Raw genomic sequence first — 17,885 nt, 5'->3', positions numbered from 1 at the left:
TACCTCGCCTTTGACTAAGACCAGGGGCTTGCGTTGGGGTTAGACCCAGAGCACGGCGATCGCGATATTGATCAGAGCCATGCCGCCTGTGGCGTGAGCAAGTCCGGTAGGAACTTCCTCGCCGGCCTTGATCTTCTTGCGACCCAAGAATGCAGCAACGGCGATGATGATCGCGATAACGACCTTTACGCCGATCTTGACGTGGTTCACATCCCCATCGTTAGCCTCTGCCATACCCACCAAAGCTAGGCCGGTGACGAGCTGGGCAATCGCGCCATACCACTGCCAAACGTTGACGGTTGGAGTCTTGAAGTTAGCCAGCCAGCCGCCAAAGATCGCTGCTGCGCCGAGAATATGCAGAAAAACTAGAAAGAGAGTTAAGAAGGTCATGACTCTAGCCTAATTGATTTTCGACGAATTGTAGAAACGACGATCGCCCCTCCCGAAGTATCGGAAGGGGCGATCGTAGAGCTAGCTATTCTAAGCCGATTTGGGAGCTTTACAGACCCAAGTCGCCTTCGAAAGCGCCACCCTCAAGGCGAGCCTTGAGAGTCTGCAGGAAACGACCTGCATCGGCGCCGTCAACTAGACGGTGATCGTAAGTCAGGCACAGGTACATCATGTGGCGGATGGCAATCGAATCGTTGCCGTCTGCGTCCGTGATAACCATTGGACGCTTCACGATCGCACCGGTACCCAGGATTGCGACCTGTGGCTGGTTGATGATCGGGGTGTCAAATAGTGCGCCAACCGAACCAATGTTGGTGATCGAGAAAGTGCCACCGGAAAGCTCATCCGGACCAATCTTGTTGGTACGGGTGCGCTCTGCAACGTCGGCAATGCGCGAAGCCATACCGGCGAGGTTCAGATCGCCCGCGTTCGAAACGACAGGAACCAGCAGGCCCTTGTCGGTGTCGACAGCAAATGCCAGGTGCTCGGCATTGTGGTAAGTGATCTGCTGAGTCTCTTCGTCGTACTCGGCATTCAGCTTCGGGTGTGCCTTCAATGCTTCGGCAACTGCCTTAGCAATGAATGGCAGGTAGGTGAGGTTGACGCCGTTGACTGCCTTGAAATTGGTCTTGGCAGAAGCACGCAGCTTGACCACGCGGGTCATATCAATCTCGTGAACCTGAGTCAGCTGAGTGGAGACCTCAAGGGACTCGCGCATACGACGGGCGATAACCTGACGGATGCGTGGGGCCTTCGCGGAGGTACCGCGCAACGATGAAGCTTCGACAGCCGGTGCGGCTGCTGGCTTGGCTGCTGCTGGAGCTGGAGCTGAAGCAGCTGGTGCTGCAGCTTCCTTGGCGGCCACTGCGTCGAGAACGTCCTGCTTACGGATGCGTCCACCAACGCCGGTGCCCTTGACCGAGGCGATGTCGATGCTGTGCTGGTTAGCCAAGCGACGTACCAATGGAGTTACATAGCCAGCGTCGGAGTTGTTCTCAGCTGCTGGCGCTGCAGGAGCTTCGGCCTTAGCGGCTGGAGCTGGTGCAGCAGGAGCGGCTGGAGCCTCTGCCTTTGCTGGTGCTTCTTCCTTGGCAGCTGGTGCTGGAGCGGCCGGAGCCTCTTCCTTGGCAGCTGGTGCTGGAGCGGCCGGAGCCTCTTCCTTGGCTGCCGGAGCAGCGCCGGCGGCACCGATGATTGCAAGGACGGCACCAATTTCGGCGGTGTCATCTTCGGCTACGCGGATTTCCAGCAAGGTGCCAGCAACTGGCGATGGAACCTCGGTGTCAACCTTGTCGGTGGAAACCTCAAGTAGTGGCTCGTCGACGGCTACTTCTTCGCCAACTTCCTTCAACCAGCGGGTGACGGTACCTTCGGTAACCGATTCGCCCAAAGCTGGGAGGGTGACTTCGGTGCCGGTGCCGGTGCCGGTGCCGGAAGCTGCTGGAGCCTCTTCCTTAGCAGCCGGAGCTTCCTCTTCCTTGGCGGCTGGTGCTTCTGCTTCTGCAGGAGCTTCCTCAGCAGCGGGTGCCTCTTCTGCGGCAGGAGCCTCAGGAGCTGCTTCGCCGGAGCCAGAGCCATCGCCAATACGAACTAGAGGTGCGCCAACTTCGGCTTCCTCATCTTCGGCGACAAAAATTTCTTCGATAACGCCAGCAACAGGTGATGGAACCTCGGTGTCGACCTTGTCGGTGGAAACTTCCACCAATGGCTCGTCAACCTCTACGCGGTCGCCGACCTGCTTCAGCCAGCGGGTTACCGTACCTTCGGTAACGCTTTCACCCAGTGCGGGTAGGTTTACGGTCTCAGACATCTTCCCGTATCTCCTCTTAAATAAAGCTTGAAGTGTGGTTTGGGTGGGCAACTAGTTACTTGTGCACACCCACAAACCGATGAATGGAGGCGTTGCCTCCGAGCTTAGTACACCGGGTAGCGCGTGTGAACGTGCTACCCGGTGAACTATCAGCGAAATTAGCCGTGTAGTGGCTTGCCAGCCAGAGCCATTGCGGCCTCGCCTAGCGCTTCGTTCTGCGTTGGGTGTGCGTGGATGAGCTGTGCAACATCCTCTGGGTATGCTTCCCAGTTCACGATCAGCTGTGCTTCACCGATCTGCTCGCCAATGCGACCGCCAATGCCGTGAACGCCCACGATTGGACCGTTCTTGACGCGAACCATCTTGATCAGGCCGGAGGTGCCCAGGATCGAGGACTTGCCGTTGCCAGCCAAGTTGTACTCGGTGGTTTCGATCTGGTCCTCGCCGAACTTCTCCTTAGCCTTAGGCTCGGAGTAACCAACCGAAGCGATTTCTGGCTCGCAGAAAGTTACCTTCGGGATGTTGATGTCTTCAACGATGGTTGGGTTCTGTCCGGCGATTTCCTCGGCTACGAAGATGCCGTGCTGGTAACCGCGGTGGGCCAACTGTACGCCTGGGACGACGTCGCCAATTGCGTAGATGTTGCCAACGCCAGTGTGCAGACGTTCGTTTGGAATGATGAAGCCGCGATCCAGGGTGATGCCCTGCTCTTCGAAGCCCATGTTCTCGGTGACCGGGCCGCGACCCACTGCAACAAGAACGATTTCTGCTTCCAGAACCTTGCCGTCAGCCAGCGAGACCTTCACACCGTTATCGTCCTGCTCTACCTTCTCGAAGAAGACACCGGTGTTGAACTTGATGCCACGCTTCTTGAACGAACGCTCAAGGGTCTTGATAATGGCTGGGTCTTCGTTTGGTACCAGTGAAGGCAGACCTTCAACGATGGTGACGTCGACGCCGAAGGACTTCCATACCGAAGCGAACTCGACACCGATGACGCCGCCACCGAGCACGATTGCGCTCTTTGGCATGTCAACCATGTTCAGCGCTTCGGTGCTGGTCAGTACGCGGCCACCGATTTCCAGACCGAAGGTCTTGGAAGTCGAACCGGTAGCAAGAACGATGTTCTTCCCCTTGTACGCGACACCATCTACGTCAATGGTGTCCTTGGAGACTAGGCGTCCGTTACCTTCGATAACGTTGACCTTCTTCATCTTCAATAGACCCTGAAGACCCTTGTGCTTGCCGGCGACGATGCCGTCCTTGTACTTGCGTACGCCACCGAGGTCAATTGACTCAAGCGACGAGTTGATGCCGTATTTGGCACCTTCGCGAGCATTCTCGGCGAGTTCTGCTGCATGCAGGTACGCCTTAGTCGGGATACAGCCGGTGTGCAAGCAAGTGCCACCGACCTTTTCCTTCTCAATCAGTCCGACGGTGAAGCCCAACTGGATGGCGCGCAATGCGACCGAGTATCCAGCGGAACCGCCGCCGAGGATGAGGACATCAAATTCTTGCGTTGCTGCCGAATCGGCCACGTGAACGCTCCCTCGTAATAGCTAAGTGAGGTCGGCCATGGCCGACCAGGGGATCGGGTGGTGAACATATTCGCCCACGTCCGAGGGCGCGAGTAAAAATTCACCGGTGATGTTTCAAAACTTACTTTAGTACCGTCAATGCACCAGAGTCATCTTGAGTTGGCTAAAAGTCGGCCATATCTCGTATTTTGGCACACATTCCGGTGCGGGCTATGACATCGCCCGCACCAGAATGTGTTCTAAAAGGCATTTTTAGCGGGTGCCAGACATCTTCTCGGCAAATGCCACGAGAGTGCGCACCTGCGATCCGGTGCCGTTTTTCGGGGTGTAACCCCACGCGGAGCCTTCGTTGAAGGCGGGACCTGCGAAGTCAATGTGCGCCCAAGGGATCTTCTGTCCATTGGTTTCACCCACAAATTCTTCCAAGAACACCGCGGCGGTCATCATGCCACCCATACGCTCGCCAATATTTGCCAAGTCGGCAACCTGAGAGTCGATGGTCGGACGAAGTTCCTCTGGCAGTGGCATGGCCCAAGCGAGCTCGCCGACGGCGTCCGAAGCGGCTACCAAATCGTCACGAACTTGCTCATTGCCCATAATGCCTGCGGTGCGCAAGCCTAGGGCAAGCATCTGTGCTCCGGTCAACGTTGCAATGTCAATGAGTACGTCTGGTTTCTCGAGACTTGCAGCAGCAAGGCCATCGGCCATCACTAAACGACCTTCGGCATCCGTATTGAGTACCTCTACGGTCTTGCCACCAAACATGGTCAGCACGTCGCCGGGACGGGTGGACGCTCCACCTGGCATGTTTTCGGCCAAGCAAAGCCACGCGGTGACCTTCAGATCCAAGCCAAGTTCTGCCACGGCCGCGATGGTGTTGTATACGGCGGCGGCGCCGGACATATCGGATTTCATCGCGTGCATTCCGGCGGCTGGTTTGATCGAGATGCCACCGGTGTCAAAAGTGATGCCCTTACCAATCAGAGCCAAATGTTTGGCCGCCTTGGACGGCGAGTACTCAACCTTGACCATGCGAGGCTGACGGACCGAACCGCCACCGACGCCCATTAGACCGCCGAAGCCTTCCTTGGTTAGTCGCTTCTCATCAAAGACGGTGACCTTCAACGGCAAAGATTTGGAATGATCCTTCACCGCGCTGGCAAACGACTCTGGGTACAGGATGTTGGCCGGAGCGTTGATCAGGTCTCGGGTCCCACGCACGGCGCGGCCGATGACCGCGGCACGCTTGAGCAAGCTCGGCAGGTCCTTGGAGGTAGCCACCGCTGTAGCGATGAATGCCTCGGTGAGCACTGGCTTGTCGTTCTTCTTCGAACGGAAATTCTCGTAACGGTATGAGCCCAAGGCCACGCCCTCGGCCACTGCGGCGACCTGTTCAATGCTGTCGGCTGGCAAAGCAAAGATTGCGGTCTTCGCGTTGGAAAGCTGTCGCGCTGCCGAACCGGCTGCGCGGCGTAGTTTCTCATCGGTCAGTTCACCTAGGTCCTTCACACCCAGCCCGATGAAGAGGATCGTCTTGACCTTGGTGCCGTCAACAGCGGGAAGCAGAGTTACCTCGTCGGCTGAGCCTGCGACGTTGAGTGTGAGCAGCGACTGCTCCAAAGCTGCGGTGGTCTCGGCAGCAAGTGGAGAAGCGGCAATGGATACCTTGTCGTCCTTTTTTAGGACACCCAAGATGAGCGTGTCGGCGTTTTTCCGTTTGATGTCTGCACCAATGGCGGTCAACGTGAGATCACTGGAGTTGATCACAAAATCATTCCTTCTATGCCTTTGTAGGGTCTAAGGATGGTTCAGCCCATGAGGATAACCGGTAGATGGAGCCGGTGAGCTGAGTATTTCCTACACACGATGTTAGCCGAAGGTTGCACTTCGGCGTGCCTCACTTCACAGCGAGCGAAAGGGCAAACAGCTAGGATGGTTCCTTGAGCTGCAAGATTTTGTGGCCGTAGAGGCAGTAACCGGAAACAATTGAGGTGTGAATGTCCAAGGAACCGTTGATGACTCTGGTCAGCACCAACCTGGACGATCCCAGCTTGCAGGGTTTGGGCATGTACGTTTCTTTGCGAGGCGCCTCCGACGCTGGGCACGCCCACGATTTAGTCTGCAACGAGCTTTTTGCGCACCTCAAATCCGAGCTATACGCGCGCTTCGACGCCGACGAACTGGTGGTTTACAGTACTCAACGTCCACGAGTGACGTTCATCGGTGACCACTTCGCAGGCTATCAAGAGCCGCGTTTGGAAATTTATCTGATGACCGATGAGCTGGACCGTAAGTTCTGGTTTTTTGCCGGCGTCGAACCGGATCTGCGCTGGGAGCGAACCATCGCAGAACTACTAAACTTTATTCAAGCTTTCAACGTGAATCTGGTGATTGGTACCGCATCCTTACCGATGCCTGTGCCGCATACCCGTCCGGTCGGGGTGACCGCTCACGGAAATCGCAAAGACCTCATCGAAAATATATCTACGTGGAGCCCGACGGCTGAAACTCCCTCTGGCCTCACCTCCTTATTGGAAATTCGGCTCAACGATGCCGGTCGTGACGTGGTCGGCTATTCGCTCCACACACCGCACTATCTGGCCGAAGCTGAATATCCTGCCGCAGCTGTAGCGGCATTAGAGCACGTCGGAGCGGCTTTAAAATTGGCGCTTCCGACCGAAAAACTGCGTGAAGCTGGCCGACTGATCGAGTCTCAATTGGCGGAACAACTCGAAGGCAGCAACGACGTTAAACAAATGGTTCTCGGTTTCGAGAAGCGATTTGACGCGCACGCTCAGGAACACGATCGGCGTTCGCTGTTGTTGGACGAAGACGAAAGAATCCCGGACGCCGATGAGCTTGGTGCAAGTGTTGAAAATTTCCTTGCCACCATCGAAGACAACGCACAGTGGCTAGATGCCAACCGAGAGCCCCGGGATAACGACTCCACATCGGGTGACCCCGACCAGTGATTCAGACGCATCTAAATTCGACGCGCTCATGGATCATTTTCTGTGCTGGAATTTTTGCCTATATGGCAGCGGTCTCTCAACGCACAAGCTTCGGTGTAGCGGGTTTGCAGGCTACCGAAAGATTTGATGCAACAGCGCAGATTTTGGCCTCATTTTCGGTGGTGCAACTTGTCGTTTATGCCGGAGCACAGGTGCCCATCGGTTTACTGCTGGACAAAGTGGGCCCTCGAATCTTGATCATCAGCGGGTCGGTGTTGATGGCGATGGGGCAGGCATTCCTAGCTATCTCTACCAACGTACCGATGGGACTCGTTGGGAGAATCCTTGTTGGCTCGGGCGACGCCATGGTGTTTGTCTCCGTACTGAAGCTGCTGCCCCTATGGTTTTCAGGCTCTAGAATTCCGGTACTGACCCAGCTTGTTGGAACCTTTGGCCAAATGGGCCAGCTTGTCAGTCTTTTTCCGTTTCACTTGCTTCTTGTTCAATTCGGATGGACACCTGCTTTTTCGGTGATGTCAGGTTTAGCCCTAGCAAGCTTGCTCATTGCCGTGTCATTGATACGGAACGGTCCTGGATGGGCGCACCTGAGCACCAGTGCGCCAATGCGTACCCGGGATCGGCTGAGCGCAGCTTGGAAACAACCAGGCACACGTTTGGGTTTTTGGACTCACTTCACCACCTCATTTATGCTCAACGTCTTCCTTCTTTCCTGGGGGTACCCGTTCCTCGTACAGGGTCAAGGACTCGATGGCGACTTCGCCTCTGCCCTGATGTCGATTTTTGTGGTTGTTGCCATTTTGTATGGGCCATTTCTTGGCGCGCTGACCGCTAGATACCCGGACAAACGTTCCAACTTTGCTCTTGGTGTGATTGCAGCGATGACCCTCATGTGGGCCGTAGTACTGTTCTGGCCGGGTGCCGCACCGTTATGGGTGCTGATTCTTTTACTTGTTGCTGTCGCAGCAGGCGGACCGTCCTCAGTCATCGCCTTCGACTTCGCGCGCACTTTTAACCCGCCTCATCTTATGGGTACGGCCGTGGGGTTGGTAAACACCGGCGGTTTCTTTGGAGGCTTCGTCACGATCTACTTGGTCGGTGCGATCATGGACTGGCAGTATGTCGCGAACGGTTCAAACGGTGAATTGTATAATTTGCCAGCATTCCGAATCGCCCTCTTGGTGCAGTTTGTCATGGCATTTATTGGAGTCACTTTCATGCTGATTGAACGCGGCAAAGCACGCCGACAAGGCACAAAAATTCCGGCTTAAATAGTTCTCCACAGCACGTGCCGAAGTCATGATGCAGCGACGCCTTCAGGCGCATTGTGGGGATATGACTACAACACCAGAACGCCAGCCCCTCTCGCTCTCTGATTGCGATGACGTGCTGGCTTACATACCCCATGCACTTGGATTTCATCCGCAAAATTCATTAGTGCTCCTGCTCATTGTTGGGCAAAGACTTGAAGCGACGCTTCGTGTCGATTTGCCGGGCGAAAGCCATCCGGAAGATCGTGAGGCGTGGCTGGGGCAAGTGCTCAATTTGTTACATCGTTTGCCTCAGGTGCGTAGCCTCGTGGCCGTTGTGTACGCGCCGGATAGTTCCCGCAATCCCCGTAATGTTCCATACCGGCAAGTCATCGGTGAACTTGACGAAGCCCTCGAATACACCGACATTGATCTGCGTCAGGCATGGTGTCTGTCTGGCGATCAGGTCTGGGACTACGCCGATGACGATGTAAAAATAACTTTTCCGCGTCCAAACGTTGCCTTAGGAAACACGAACCTTTCGCTGGTGCTTGCAGGATCGGCACCATTAGACCGTCCGTGGGACGGAACCGGGATCGAAGAATGGGGCAACGCTGAAGAGATTCGACTACTTGCGAAGTCTCTTGCTCTAGACGTACTGGAAAGCCTTGAGCAATGGGCTGACGTCCTAGATATGGATGAAATGCGAGCAAGAGCATTCCTTCATTCATCGAAGTCGGGAGCAGCTCGCATGCTTGTAGGCCTCCACAAAAGAATCGTTCGCGACGTTCTGCCCTATCTTGCTGGCGTCGGTGCCGAACAAACCATCATCATGGCAGAACAACTATGCCTCAATTCTGGAAAAGACCAAGCTAAACCTTTGGCAGATTTTCTTTTGGGACGAGGATGGCAAGGCCCAGACTGGAGACGCATAGAACGGCTTTGGTCTATTTCTCGAGATTTATTGGGAGTCGCTCGTGCTGAAGAACGTCACGCCTTGTTATGTATCTTGGCGTGGATCGAATGGGCGCGCGGGCGCGGCTCGATGGCGATCATGTTGTTAGACAGAGTTCTGGATGAGCAGGGCGACTATCGTCTGGCCCAGTTGCTTCGTGAATTGATGAATAGGGGAGCCATGCCCGAATGGGCAACGGATGAACTTCGCGCCTGGAGAGCGCGGATGGGGTAGTAGACGCGCGGGAAACTTGCCCAAGTGGTGTCTGTGGGCGAATTAGTGGATAATGAAAAAACAGACCCGGTTAGGTTCGAGATGTCTAAGTTCGAAAAACATAGTTTTGGGAACATTAGACGTGGTTGGTGCGTTGATAACAATGTACCCACCGTCGCGTTGAGTCACTGATTACAACGCATTCGGACTTGACAGGGTCATAGTGGTGTTACCGGCAGGTGCATCCGGAACGCATCGTTAGAAAGGTTATTCGTGTCATCTTCTGAGACGAACGCTAATCGTATGGCAACTGAGGCAGAGACCGAGGAATCGGTAAAGACCCCTGTCGCGAAAAAGCGCGCTACCCGTGCGAAGGCTACGCCTCGCACCAAGAAGACTGCAGCTACCGAAGAACCGGTAGAGAACGAGCAGGGTTCTGAAGAGTCCGAAGACGATTCTGAGTCGGGTGCTTCTGACGCAACTGGCGCCAAGGACGGCTCGGCAAAGGAAGAGGAATCCAAGGGATTCACTTTGTCTTCAGCCGATGATGATGCTCCTCAGCAGCAGGTCATGGTGGCCGGCGCAACCGCCGACCCGGTCAAGGACTACCTAAAGCAGATCGGTAAAGTCGCTCTGCTAAACGCTGAGCAGGAAGTTGATTTGGCTCTGCGTATTGAAGCGGGCCTTTTCGCTACCGACAAGATCAACAAGGATGATGGTTCGATGGATCAGCGCTTGCGCTGGGACTACGAGCAGATCATCCACGACGGCAAGATCGCCAAAAATCACCTTCTAGAAGCAAACCTTCGACTGGTAGTTTCGCTTGCGAAGCGTTATACCGGCCGTGGCATGCTTTTCTTGGACTTGATCCAGGAAGGTAACTTGGGTCTGATCCGTGCGGTGGAGAAGTTCGACTACACCAAGGGCTTTAAGTTCTCGACTTACGCGACCTGGTGGATCCGTCAGGCCATCACCCGTGCCATGGCCGACCAAGCACGTACGATTCGTATCCCTGTGCACATGGTTGAAGTCATCAACAAGCTGGCTCGCGTCCAGCGCCAAATGCTTCAGGATCTCGGTCGCGAACCGACTCCAGAAGAATTGGCTAAGGAACTGGACATGACCCCTGAAAAGGTTGTCGAAGTTCAGAAGTATGGTCGTGAACCAATTTCCTTGCACACCCCACTGGGTGAAGATGGAGACTCTGAGTTCGGTGACTTGATCGAAGACTCTGAAGCGGTCGTTCCAGCTGACGCGGTGTCCTTCACCTTGCTACAGGAACAGCTGCATTCGGTTTTGGATACGCTGTCCGAACGTGAAGCCGGCGTTGTCGCCATGCGCTTCGGACTGACCGATGGCCAGCCGAAGACCTTAGACGAGATTGGCAAGGTTTACGGTGTTACCCGTGAACGTATTCGTCAGATCGAATCGAAGACCATGTCGAAGTTGCGTCACCCATCGCGTTCACAGGTTCTGCGCGATTACCTAGACTAAACATTTTGAAGCAATGCGGTCTCCCAACCTTTTCTAAGGCTGGGAGACCGCATTACTTTTAACTAGTCGAGCCAACGAGTGATTCATTAAAGCAATAAAGGGTGACCCAGCGCGTGGCTGGATCACCCTTCTGCTCATCGGATGAGTACCCGATCAGTTAGTCGTTTATGTCGACCTTTGACTTTTCGTACAGTCGTGCGGACTCGTCCTGCCAGACTGAAGTGATAGGGCGTAGCTTGGATTCTACGGAGCGTGCATGGTGAGCACAGAAGAGTAATTCTCCGCTGGTAGAAGCCAGCACTGCCCGGACGTAGGCCTGTGCGCCGCATCGGTCGCACCGGTCCAGGGCGTTTAGTTCACGACTAGTGGTAGTAGTAGTCATTGCCAGCCTCCTTAAATCGATGTTCACTCTATACAACCAGCTATGACCCTGACTTTATGCCTAAAACGTCTCCCTTTCGCTCACCGCGTAGCGAGTGTGGATAAGTTTGGTTGAATTTTTGGCGAATTACCGGCGAGATGCAGTAGCACCAAGTTCGAACACATAAACGAGTAGAATGGTACTAGTTCATTATTTTCCCGCGTCAGTAGGAGATTGCAGCCCCGTGGCCTCAACCGATAATTACAACGCCCGTCATCTCTCCGTTCTCGAGGGTCTCGAAGCGGTACGCAAGCGACCCGGCATGTATATCGGTTCTACCGATTCCCGCGGTCTTATGCACTGCCTTTGGGAGATTATTGATAACTCGGTTGATGAAGCGCTCGGTGGCTTCGGCCAGGCCATAAACGTCATCCTGCATTCAGATGGATCCGTCGAAGTACATGACGATGGTCGTGGCATTCCCGTGGACGTGGAGCCTAAGACAGGGCTAAGCGGCTTGGAAGTTGTATTCACTAAGTTGCACGCAGGTGGCAAATTTGGTGGCGGTTCCTACAGCGCTTCTGGCGGTCTGCACGGCGTGGGAGCCTCCGTGGTAAATGCTCTGTCAGCGCGTTTGGACGTTGAAGTGGATCGTGGCGGAAAAACCTATTCTTTGCAGTTCCGCCGTGGTGAACCAGGAAAGTTTAGCGACCGTGGCAAGCCAAAGCCGGACGCGCCATTTACCGCCCACGAAAAAGCAACCACTCCGGAAGTCATCGGTAAAGCAAAGCGGGGGGTTACTGGTACTCGAATTCGTTATTGGGCGGATGACCACATCTTCACCCCTGACGCAAAGTTTTCCTACGAGGAACTTCAGAACCGTGCGCGTCAAACCTCATTCCTGGTTCCTGGCCTACGTATTACGTTGCGTGATGATCGTGGCCTGCCCGGAACAGAAGGCGCCGAAGGCCCCTACGAAGAGGTATTTCAACATGACGGTGGAATCAGTGAATTCGTTGAATACCTAAGCAGTGATTCTGCAGTCACCGATGTCTGGCGCGTGCATGGCAGTGGCTCCTTCCATGAGAAGGTTCCAGTAATCGATGAAAATGGCCGCAGCCATATGCAAGACGTCCAGCGAGTTTGCGAAGTTGACGTAGCGTTGCGCTGGGGGATCGGCTATGACACCTCGATGCGTAGCTTTGTAAATATCATTGCCACTCCCAAGGGTGGAACGCACATTGCAGGGTTTGAACAGGCATTACTGAAATCATTCCGTAAGAACATCGAGTCCAATGCTCGCAAGCTCAAGTTCGGGCAAAAAGACAAAATCGAAAAAGACGACATCATGGCCGGCCTGACAGCGGTATTAACCGTGCGCCTTGCTGAACCACAATTTGAGGGGCAGACCAAGGAAATCCTTGGCACGTCGCAAGTACGCCAGATCGTGACCAAGGTTGTCGAAAAGGCGCTCAATGAACGTCTTTCATCGACTAAACGCGGTGAAAAGGCCGAGGCGGCCACGTTGCTTGAAAAGGTTGTCAACGAGATGAAGTCTCGTATTTCAGCCCGAATGCATAAGGAGACCCAGCGGCGTAAAACTGCGCTCGAGTCCTCTTCGCTTCCTACTAAGCTACTTGATTGTCGTAGCAAAGAAGTTGGACGCTCGGAATTATTTATCGTTGAGGGCGATAGCGCGTTGGGTACCGCACGTGTAGCGCGTTCTAGTGAATTCCAAGCCCTACTTCCTATCCGAGGCAAGATTCTCAATGTGCAGAAAGCCTCCATATCGGACATGCTCTCTAACGTAGAGTGTGCGGCAATGATTCAGGTCATCGGCGCAGGATCAGGTCGTAGCTTCGATATTGAACAAGCGCGATACGGCAAGATCATCCTGATGACAGATGCTGACGTGGACGGCGCGCATATTCGAACGTTACTCTTGACGCTGTTCTATCGATATATGCGTCCCATGATTGAGCATGGACGGGTATACGCTGCTGTGCCTCCACTGCACAGGATCGAAGTAATCAACGCCGGCTCTAAGGCCAACGAGGTTGTTTACACCTACTCGGAGGCCGAGATGACGCGTCTGCTGTCGAAGCTGGAAACCGAGGGGAAGAAGTATAAAGAGCCAATTCAGCGGTACAAGGGATTGGGCGAGATGGACGCAGATCAGTTGGCAGAAACAACAATGGACCCACGCCATCGTATGCTCCGCCGTGTGGGGATCGAACATGCCCAGGCGGCAGAGGAAGTCTTCGACCTGCTAATGGGTTCAGACGTCGCGCCACGAAAGAATTTCATTATCGCGGGCGCTGAGAATCTTGAAAGAGACCGTATCGACGTCTAACCAGACTTTGTGCTGAGAGCTATAGCCCTGCCATTGATCGACTCAAACGATCAATGGCAGGGCTATAAATTTTAACGATGTTTAGGTCGCCGAACGCTTCGTAACGCGGATTACCAGGAGAGCAGACGCGGGGCGATAAGAAGAATCGTCGGGCACACCAGCAACAGGACAGTACATGAGAGAACCACGAAGTTTTGGAACCCACTCAACGGTGCCACTGGAGACAGCAGACGCTGCAAACGACGTGACGTGACCTCTCCACCCGGCATGCCTACAATTTCACCTGCTAATCCCTTAGCGTCGTCCTGACTGGTCTTCGCTGGTGTAATAGAGGAGGCTACCCCGACGATAGCTCTAAGAAGTACCGGACGGGTAACGACCTCTAGTGCTTTATCATCAGCGAGCATTTCAATTAACTGGCGCACTGCTTCCAGGGACAAGCGAGAAGTCGGCAACCACGGTAACGCCTCATGCCACGCGGTGAACGCCAAGATGAGAAAATCATGACGTTGATCTAGGTGTGAACTCTCGTGGGCAATGACACCACGCTGCTCTTCGGCGGAAAGCTGGGTTAGTAGCCCTCGCGATAGCACCGTAACGGATCCATTAAACCCAGGTACACAATAAGCCACGGGCAAATCATGGTCGAGGACCAGTGTGTTAGGTCGTGTCTGTGAAGGGTTGCTCAGTAGCCGTAACAGCTGGCGGTGTTTGGCTCGTTGTCTTGTGGTGCGCCATGAAGCCCGCACTAGGGTCAACACTAGGTGGAACGCAAACAAGAACGCAGTGCTGAGCGCAAACAGGTGGATCACCCCGGGGGAGTTCACGCTAGGATCCCCGGTGACCAAAAGCCAACCGGCATGGAGAGCGGAAATGAGGTCATTGCCTAAGGGGGTTAGTCCCCAAACCAGCATTGACCCAATCATGGATAAGCCGCCGCCCAAGGCGATAGCTTGCCACAGCAGGACAGCAGCGACAGGAGCGCGTGCCGTCCATTTTGCTTTCGACAAAGCCAACGGCGTCGGCCACGCCAAGACGATAGCCAACGCCGCTAGGAAATATGAGGTGAGAAGCACCCAGTCCCCGAAATTCGTGTTACTTAGACAGTCTTTACAGAATCCAAGATAGCACGTAGGGACACTGCTTCTTCAGCCGAGATTCCTCCGATAAATCGGGCAAGGACGGCTTCGCGATCTTGGGCGGTGCCCAAAGCATCATTTAGCAGTCCCACAGTATGGTCCTCACGGGAAGAGGACGCGGTATAACGATGCGGACGAGTAGAGCGTTCCCGCGCTACGAGTCCCTTCTTCTCCAGTCGCGCCAACACGGTTAATACCGTGGTTACTGCGAGTTCTTTCGCATCAGTACCGCATGCAGCCAGGGCATCACGAAGATCATTAGCGGTAAGCGGTTCTGCGGAATCCCACAGTAGGTCCATGACGGAGCGTTCCAGATCGCCAAGGCTGGCCACCAGGTCTTACCTCACTTGCTTTAGTGCTGATGCAGTGTTGTCGCACGTTATAAGGAGTGAAAACAATCTGCTTGGATATTTCATTGTATAGGCGTTCGGCCGATATTTCTACATGACGTAAAAGTATCGGGTGATTTGCGGGTTTGTCAGTAACCGCATTTAGTCACTCAGAAGTAAGAGCCGCATTGTGCTGACTTGGGTTTTTTTATTTCAGAAACTGCAGCCTGTGTCAATGCTGGGAATCTAGATTTTTTAGTGTGGCGGCTGATGGTGAATAAGCCGAATCGAGCCGATTTCTACAAGCTGTCGAAATTGGTCTATAGTGACCGTAAGAACTTTTCTACGCAACGTAGAAATAGATGTGCTGCGAACTCGTGACAAATGAGGAATCCATGGATGTACTAGAGATTGCTCGGTGGCAATTTGGGATCACCACCGTTTACCACTTCTTGATGGTGCCACTAACCATTGGGCTGGGACTGACCGTAGCAGTGATGCAAACCGTTTGGCATCGAACAGGCAACGAACAGTGGCTAAGAATGACCAAGTTCTGGGGCAAGCTGTTCCTCATCAACTTCATTATGGGAGTGGCCACCGGTATTGTCCAAGAATTCCAATTTGGCATGGCGTGGAGCGAATATAGCCGATACGTCGGTGATGTCTTCGGAGCACCCTTGGCAATGGAGGCACTACTAGCGTTCTTCGTCGAATCCACTTTCCTTGGCCTATGGATCTTCGGGTGGAAAAAGCTACCTCGACGCATCCATTTGGCCACCATCTGGTGCGCGTCGCTGGCAGCTATCCTCTCGGCATACTTCATTTTGGTTGCCAATTCGTGGATGCAGCACCCAGTAGGCACCGAACTGATCAATGGTCGTGCGGTGATGACGGATGCCTGGGCCGTATTTACGAACAACACCGCACTGGTCACCTTCCCGCATACAATCTTCGGTGCCTTTGCCGTCGCCGGAGGGTTTCTCCTCGGGATTTCCTGGTTCCATCTATACCGACGCCGTAAAGAAGGTATCGACACGATCGACGCGAATGGGCGTGTAGTGGTCGGCGAAGATCTGTCTAAGGGCCGAGTGCGCGACCGTACCGACCATAAGGTCTGGCTTACCTCGTTGCGTATTGGCGCGGTCATCGCCACAATCTCGTTCTTCGGTGTCGCATTGTCTGGCCATGAGCAGGCCAAACTGATGTTTGAACAGCAACCAATGAAAATGGCTGCCGCCGAAGCAGCCTGTCACGACGGCACCGGATTCTCGGTCCTGACCTTGGGGAAGCTGGATACCGAAGGGGCCACCACCTGTGACGACGTCGTGGCAGTTTTTGAATTACCTGGCCTGCTGTCCTTCTTAGCCAATGGCGACTTTGAGACGCCGGTCAAAGGCGTGAACACACTCATTCCCGAGTATCAGGAAAAATATGGCAGTCATTACCCAGATGACCCAGCATTCGGACAATACGCGGGAGAAGAAATCAGCTACCTGCCGGTTATGGAGGTTACCTACTGGGGATTCCGTCTGATGATAACCCTCGGCGGGTTGTCCGCAGTGGCTGCTGCGCTCGCATTGTGGATCACCCGAAAAGGTACCGTTCCACAAAGTAAGTGGCTATCGCGTCTGGTACTTCTTGGCATTGCCGCACCATTTGGAGCGAACTCCGCAGGCTGGATTTTCACCGAAATGGGGCGACAGCCATTTACCGTGGCCCCGAACCCGCAAATGGGTGGAGTGGACCAAGTATTCATGTATACCGCGGCATCGGTTTCACCAACGGTGAGCGCCGGGGAGATGCTCTTCTCCCTGATCACCTTGACCTTGGTATATGGGGTGCTTCTTGTTGTTGAGCTGGTGCTACTTACCCGTTATATCCGCGGTGGAACCGGATCTGCCATGCCCGAACTACTAGAACCCGAGCAAACCTCGGGCAAGGACCCCAGCGACGACGGCGACGTGCTCGCCTTCGCATATTAGACAGGCGGAAAGTAATGGATTGGCTTCCAACTCTCTGGTTTATTCTCATCGCACTACTATGGACCGGTTATCTCTTTCTCGAGGGCTTCGACCTGGGTATCGGCATGCAAATCGGGCTGGGACGGGGCGGAGAGAAACACAAACGTGTACTGCTCAACACCATCGGTCCAGTCTGGGACGGAAATGAAGTCTGGTTGCTGACTGCAGGTGGTGCCACCTTCGCAGCCTTCCCCTACTGGTACGCCTCACTGTTCTCCGCTCTGTACATTCCACTAACTTTGGTGTTGGTGGCACTAATCTTCCGTGCGGTAGCCATCGAATACCGTGGCAAGGCACAAAATGCTACAACACGTGGGCTCTGGGATTTGGCTTTGGGCTGGGGATCGCTGATCGCCGCGTTCGGGGTGGGCGCGATGCTTGCCTTGACCACCTTAGGGCTGCCTCTAAACGAAAACGGTGACCGGGTAGGTGGCCCATTCGCGTGGTTCACTTGGCATGCCGTGCTCGGTGGTGTCGCGGTCGTGGCATTTAGCTGGATACACTCCGTGGCTTTCCTACGATTAAAAACCGAAGGTCCGATACGTGTGAGCTCGGGTCAGCGGTTTATTCGATGGATGCCATGGTGTGTTGTGCCATTGTTGCTGTGGTCTGCAGTCGTGGTGCTGGCAGGTACATCGCTTGCCGCCTGGACGCTGCTCGTCTTGGCAGTGGTTGCTGCGTTCTTCGCTTGGTTTAGCGCCCGTGCAGGCCACGAGGGCCGCTCATTTATTGCCTTGGGCATCATGCTCGTCGGAGCTGTCGCTGCGATCTTCGTTGCGGCCTTCCCTGTAGTGCTCCCTTCAACCATCAACTCGACATTTGATCTGACCATATATAACGCGTCGAGTTCCCCATACACGCTGAAACTGATGAGCATCGTCGCTGCATTCGGCGTGCCGCTGGTCCTTGCATACCAGTCATGGAGCTACTGGGTCTTTCGTAAGCGCATCGGTGAGAAGCATATTCCCGAAGACCATCTCGTGACCTCAGCCGTGAAGTAGTT

Annotated in this window: 14 protein-coding genes; 7 read left to right on the top strand and 7 right to left on the bottom strand. The window is 54.5% G+C overall.

The features are described from left to right. Positions 1 to 39: 39 nt before the first annotated feature. From ACX5K5_RS10195 to ACX5K5_RS10180, 4 genes are all read right to left on the bottom strand, one after another. Positions 40 to 390 carry a hypothetical protein gene (locus tag ACX5K5_RS10195; RefSeq protein ID WP_096257104.1) on the bottom strand — a complete coding sequence of 117 codons (351 nt, stop codon included), beginning with the start codon at positions 388 to 390 and terminating at the stop codon, positions 40 to 42. A gap of 109 nt (positions 391 to 499) precedes the next feature. Then, positions 500 to 2,260: a 2-oxoglutarate dehydrogenase, E2 component, dihydrolipoamide succinyltransferase gene (gene sucB / locus ACX5K5_RS10190; RefSeq protein WP_459174356.1), complete on the bottom strand. Its 1,761-nt coding sequence runs from the start codon at positions 2,258 to 2,260 to the stop codon at positions 500 to 502. A 158-nt stretch (positions 2,261 to 2,418) separates the two neighbouring features. Continuing rightward, positions 2,419 to 3,798, bottom strand: a complete 1,380-nt coding sequence (lpdA, locus tag ACX5K5_RS10185) for a dihydrolipoyl dehydrogenase (RefSeq protein WP_096257102.1) — start codon at positions 3,796 to 3,798, stop codon at positions 2,419 to 2,421. 252 nt (positions 3,799 to 4,050) lie between these two features. Further along, positions 4,051 to 5,565, bottom strand: coding sequence for a leucyl aminopeptidase (locus ACX5K5_RS10180; RefSeq protein ID WP_096257101.1), 1,515 nt, complete (start codon positions 5,563 to 5,565; stop codon positions 4,051 to 4,053). A 230-nt stretch (positions 5,566 to 5,795) separates the two neighbouring features. On the opposite strand from ACX5K5_RS10180, the gene ACX5K5_RS10175 reads away from it, so the two are divergent. The 4 genes from ACX5K5_RS10175 (at position 5,796) to ACX5K5_RS10160 (ending at position 10,679) form a co-directional block, all read left to right on the top strand. Continuing rightward, the gene (locus tag ACX5K5_RS10175; RefSeq protein ID WP_096257100.1) at positions 5,796 to 6,770 is read left to right on the top strand and encodes a proteasome assembly chaperone family protein; all 975 of its coding nucleotides are present in this window, start codon (positions 5,796 to 5,798) and stop codon (positions 6,768 to 6,770) included. A 62-nt stretch (positions 6,771 to 6,832) separates the two neighbouring features. Continuing rightward, the gene (locus tag ACX5K5_RS10170) at positions 6,833 to 8,038 is read left to right on the top strand and encodes an MFS transporter (RefSeq protein ID WP_240520562.1); all 1,206 of its coding nucleotides are present in this window, start codon (positions 6,833 to 6,835) and stop codon (positions 8,036 to 8,038) included. A gap of 28 nt (positions 8,039 to 8,066) precedes the next feature. Beyond that, on the top strand, positions 8,067 to 9,206 hold the full coding sequence (locus tag ACX5K5_RS10165) for a DUF4192 domain-containing protein (protein WP_188685748.1): 1,140 nt from the start codon (positions 8,067 to 8,069) through the stop codon (positions 9,204 to 9,206). A 222-nt stretch (positions 9,207 to 9,428) separates the two neighbouring features. Beyond that, positions 9,429 to 10,679 (top strand): RNA polymerase sigma factor, encoded by a 1,251-nt coding sequence (locus ACX5K5_RS10160; RefSeq protein ID WP_382344706.1) that lies wholly within the window; start codon positions 9,429 to 9,431, stop codon positions 10,677 to 10,679. Positions 10,680 to 10,836: 157 nt separating this feature from the next. Here the strand turns inward: ACX5K5_RS10160 and ACX5K5_RS10155 are convergent, their stop codons facing one another. After that, entirely contained in the window at positions 10,837 to 11,061 is a 225-nt protein-coding gene (locus tag ACX5K5_RS10155; protein WP_096254264.1) for a DUF7455 domain-containing protein, read from the bottom strand. Positions 11,062 to 11,284: 223 nt separating this feature from the next. Between ACX5K5_RS10155 and ACX5K5_RS10150 the strand changes: the two genes are divergently transcribed. Beyond that, positions 11,285 to 13,393, top strand: a complete 2,109-nt coding sequence (locus ACX5K5_RS10150) for a DNA gyrase/topoisomerase IV subunit B (RefSeq protein WP_096254265.1) — start codon at positions 11,285 to 11,287, stop codon at positions 13,391 to 13,393. 110 nt (positions 13,394 to 13,503) lie between these two features. Here ACX5K5_RS10150 and ACX5K5_RS10145 read toward each other — a convergent pair whose 3' ends face one another. Then, on the bottom strand, positions 13,504 to 14,469 hold the full coding sequence (locus ACX5K5_RS10145; RefSeq protein WP_096254266.1) for a M56 family metallopeptidase: 966 nt from the start codon (positions 14,467 to 14,469) through the stop codon (positions 13,504 to 13,506). A 23-nt stretch (positions 14,470 to 14,492) separates the two neighbouring features. Further along, entirely contained in the window at positions 14,493 to 14,864 is a 372-nt protein-coding gene (locus ACX5K5_RS10140; RefSeq protein WP_096254267.1) for a BlaI/MecI/CopY family transcriptional regulator, read from the bottom strand. A 392-nt stretch (positions 14,865 to 15,256) separates the two neighbouring features. Between ACX5K5_RS10140 and ACX5K5_RS10135 the strand changes: the two genes are divergently transcribed. Together ACX5K5_RS10135 and cydB are read left to right on the top strand one after the other, a co-directional pair. Continuing rightward, positions 15,257 to 16,843 (top strand): cytochrome ubiquinol oxidase subunit I, encoded by a 1,587-nt coding sequence (locus ACX5K5_RS10135; RefSeq protein ID WP_096254268.1) that lies wholly within the window; start codon positions 15,257 to 15,259, stop codon positions 16,841 to 16,843. A gap of 14 nt (positions 16,844 to 16,857) precedes the next feature. Further along, positions 16,858 to 17,883, top strand: coding sequence for a cytochrome d ubiquinol oxidase subunit II (gene cydB, locus ACX5K5_RS10130; protein ID WP_096254269.1), 1,026 nt, complete (start codon positions 16,858 to 16,860; stop codon positions 17,881 to 17,883). Positions 17,884 to 17,885 lie beyond the last annotated feature (2 nt).

It is taken from the genome of Glutamicibacter bergerei (genome assembly GCF_054495185.1).
Note: the sequence above shows the minus strand (reverse complement) of the source record. Positions and strands in the feature narration are given on the sequence as shown.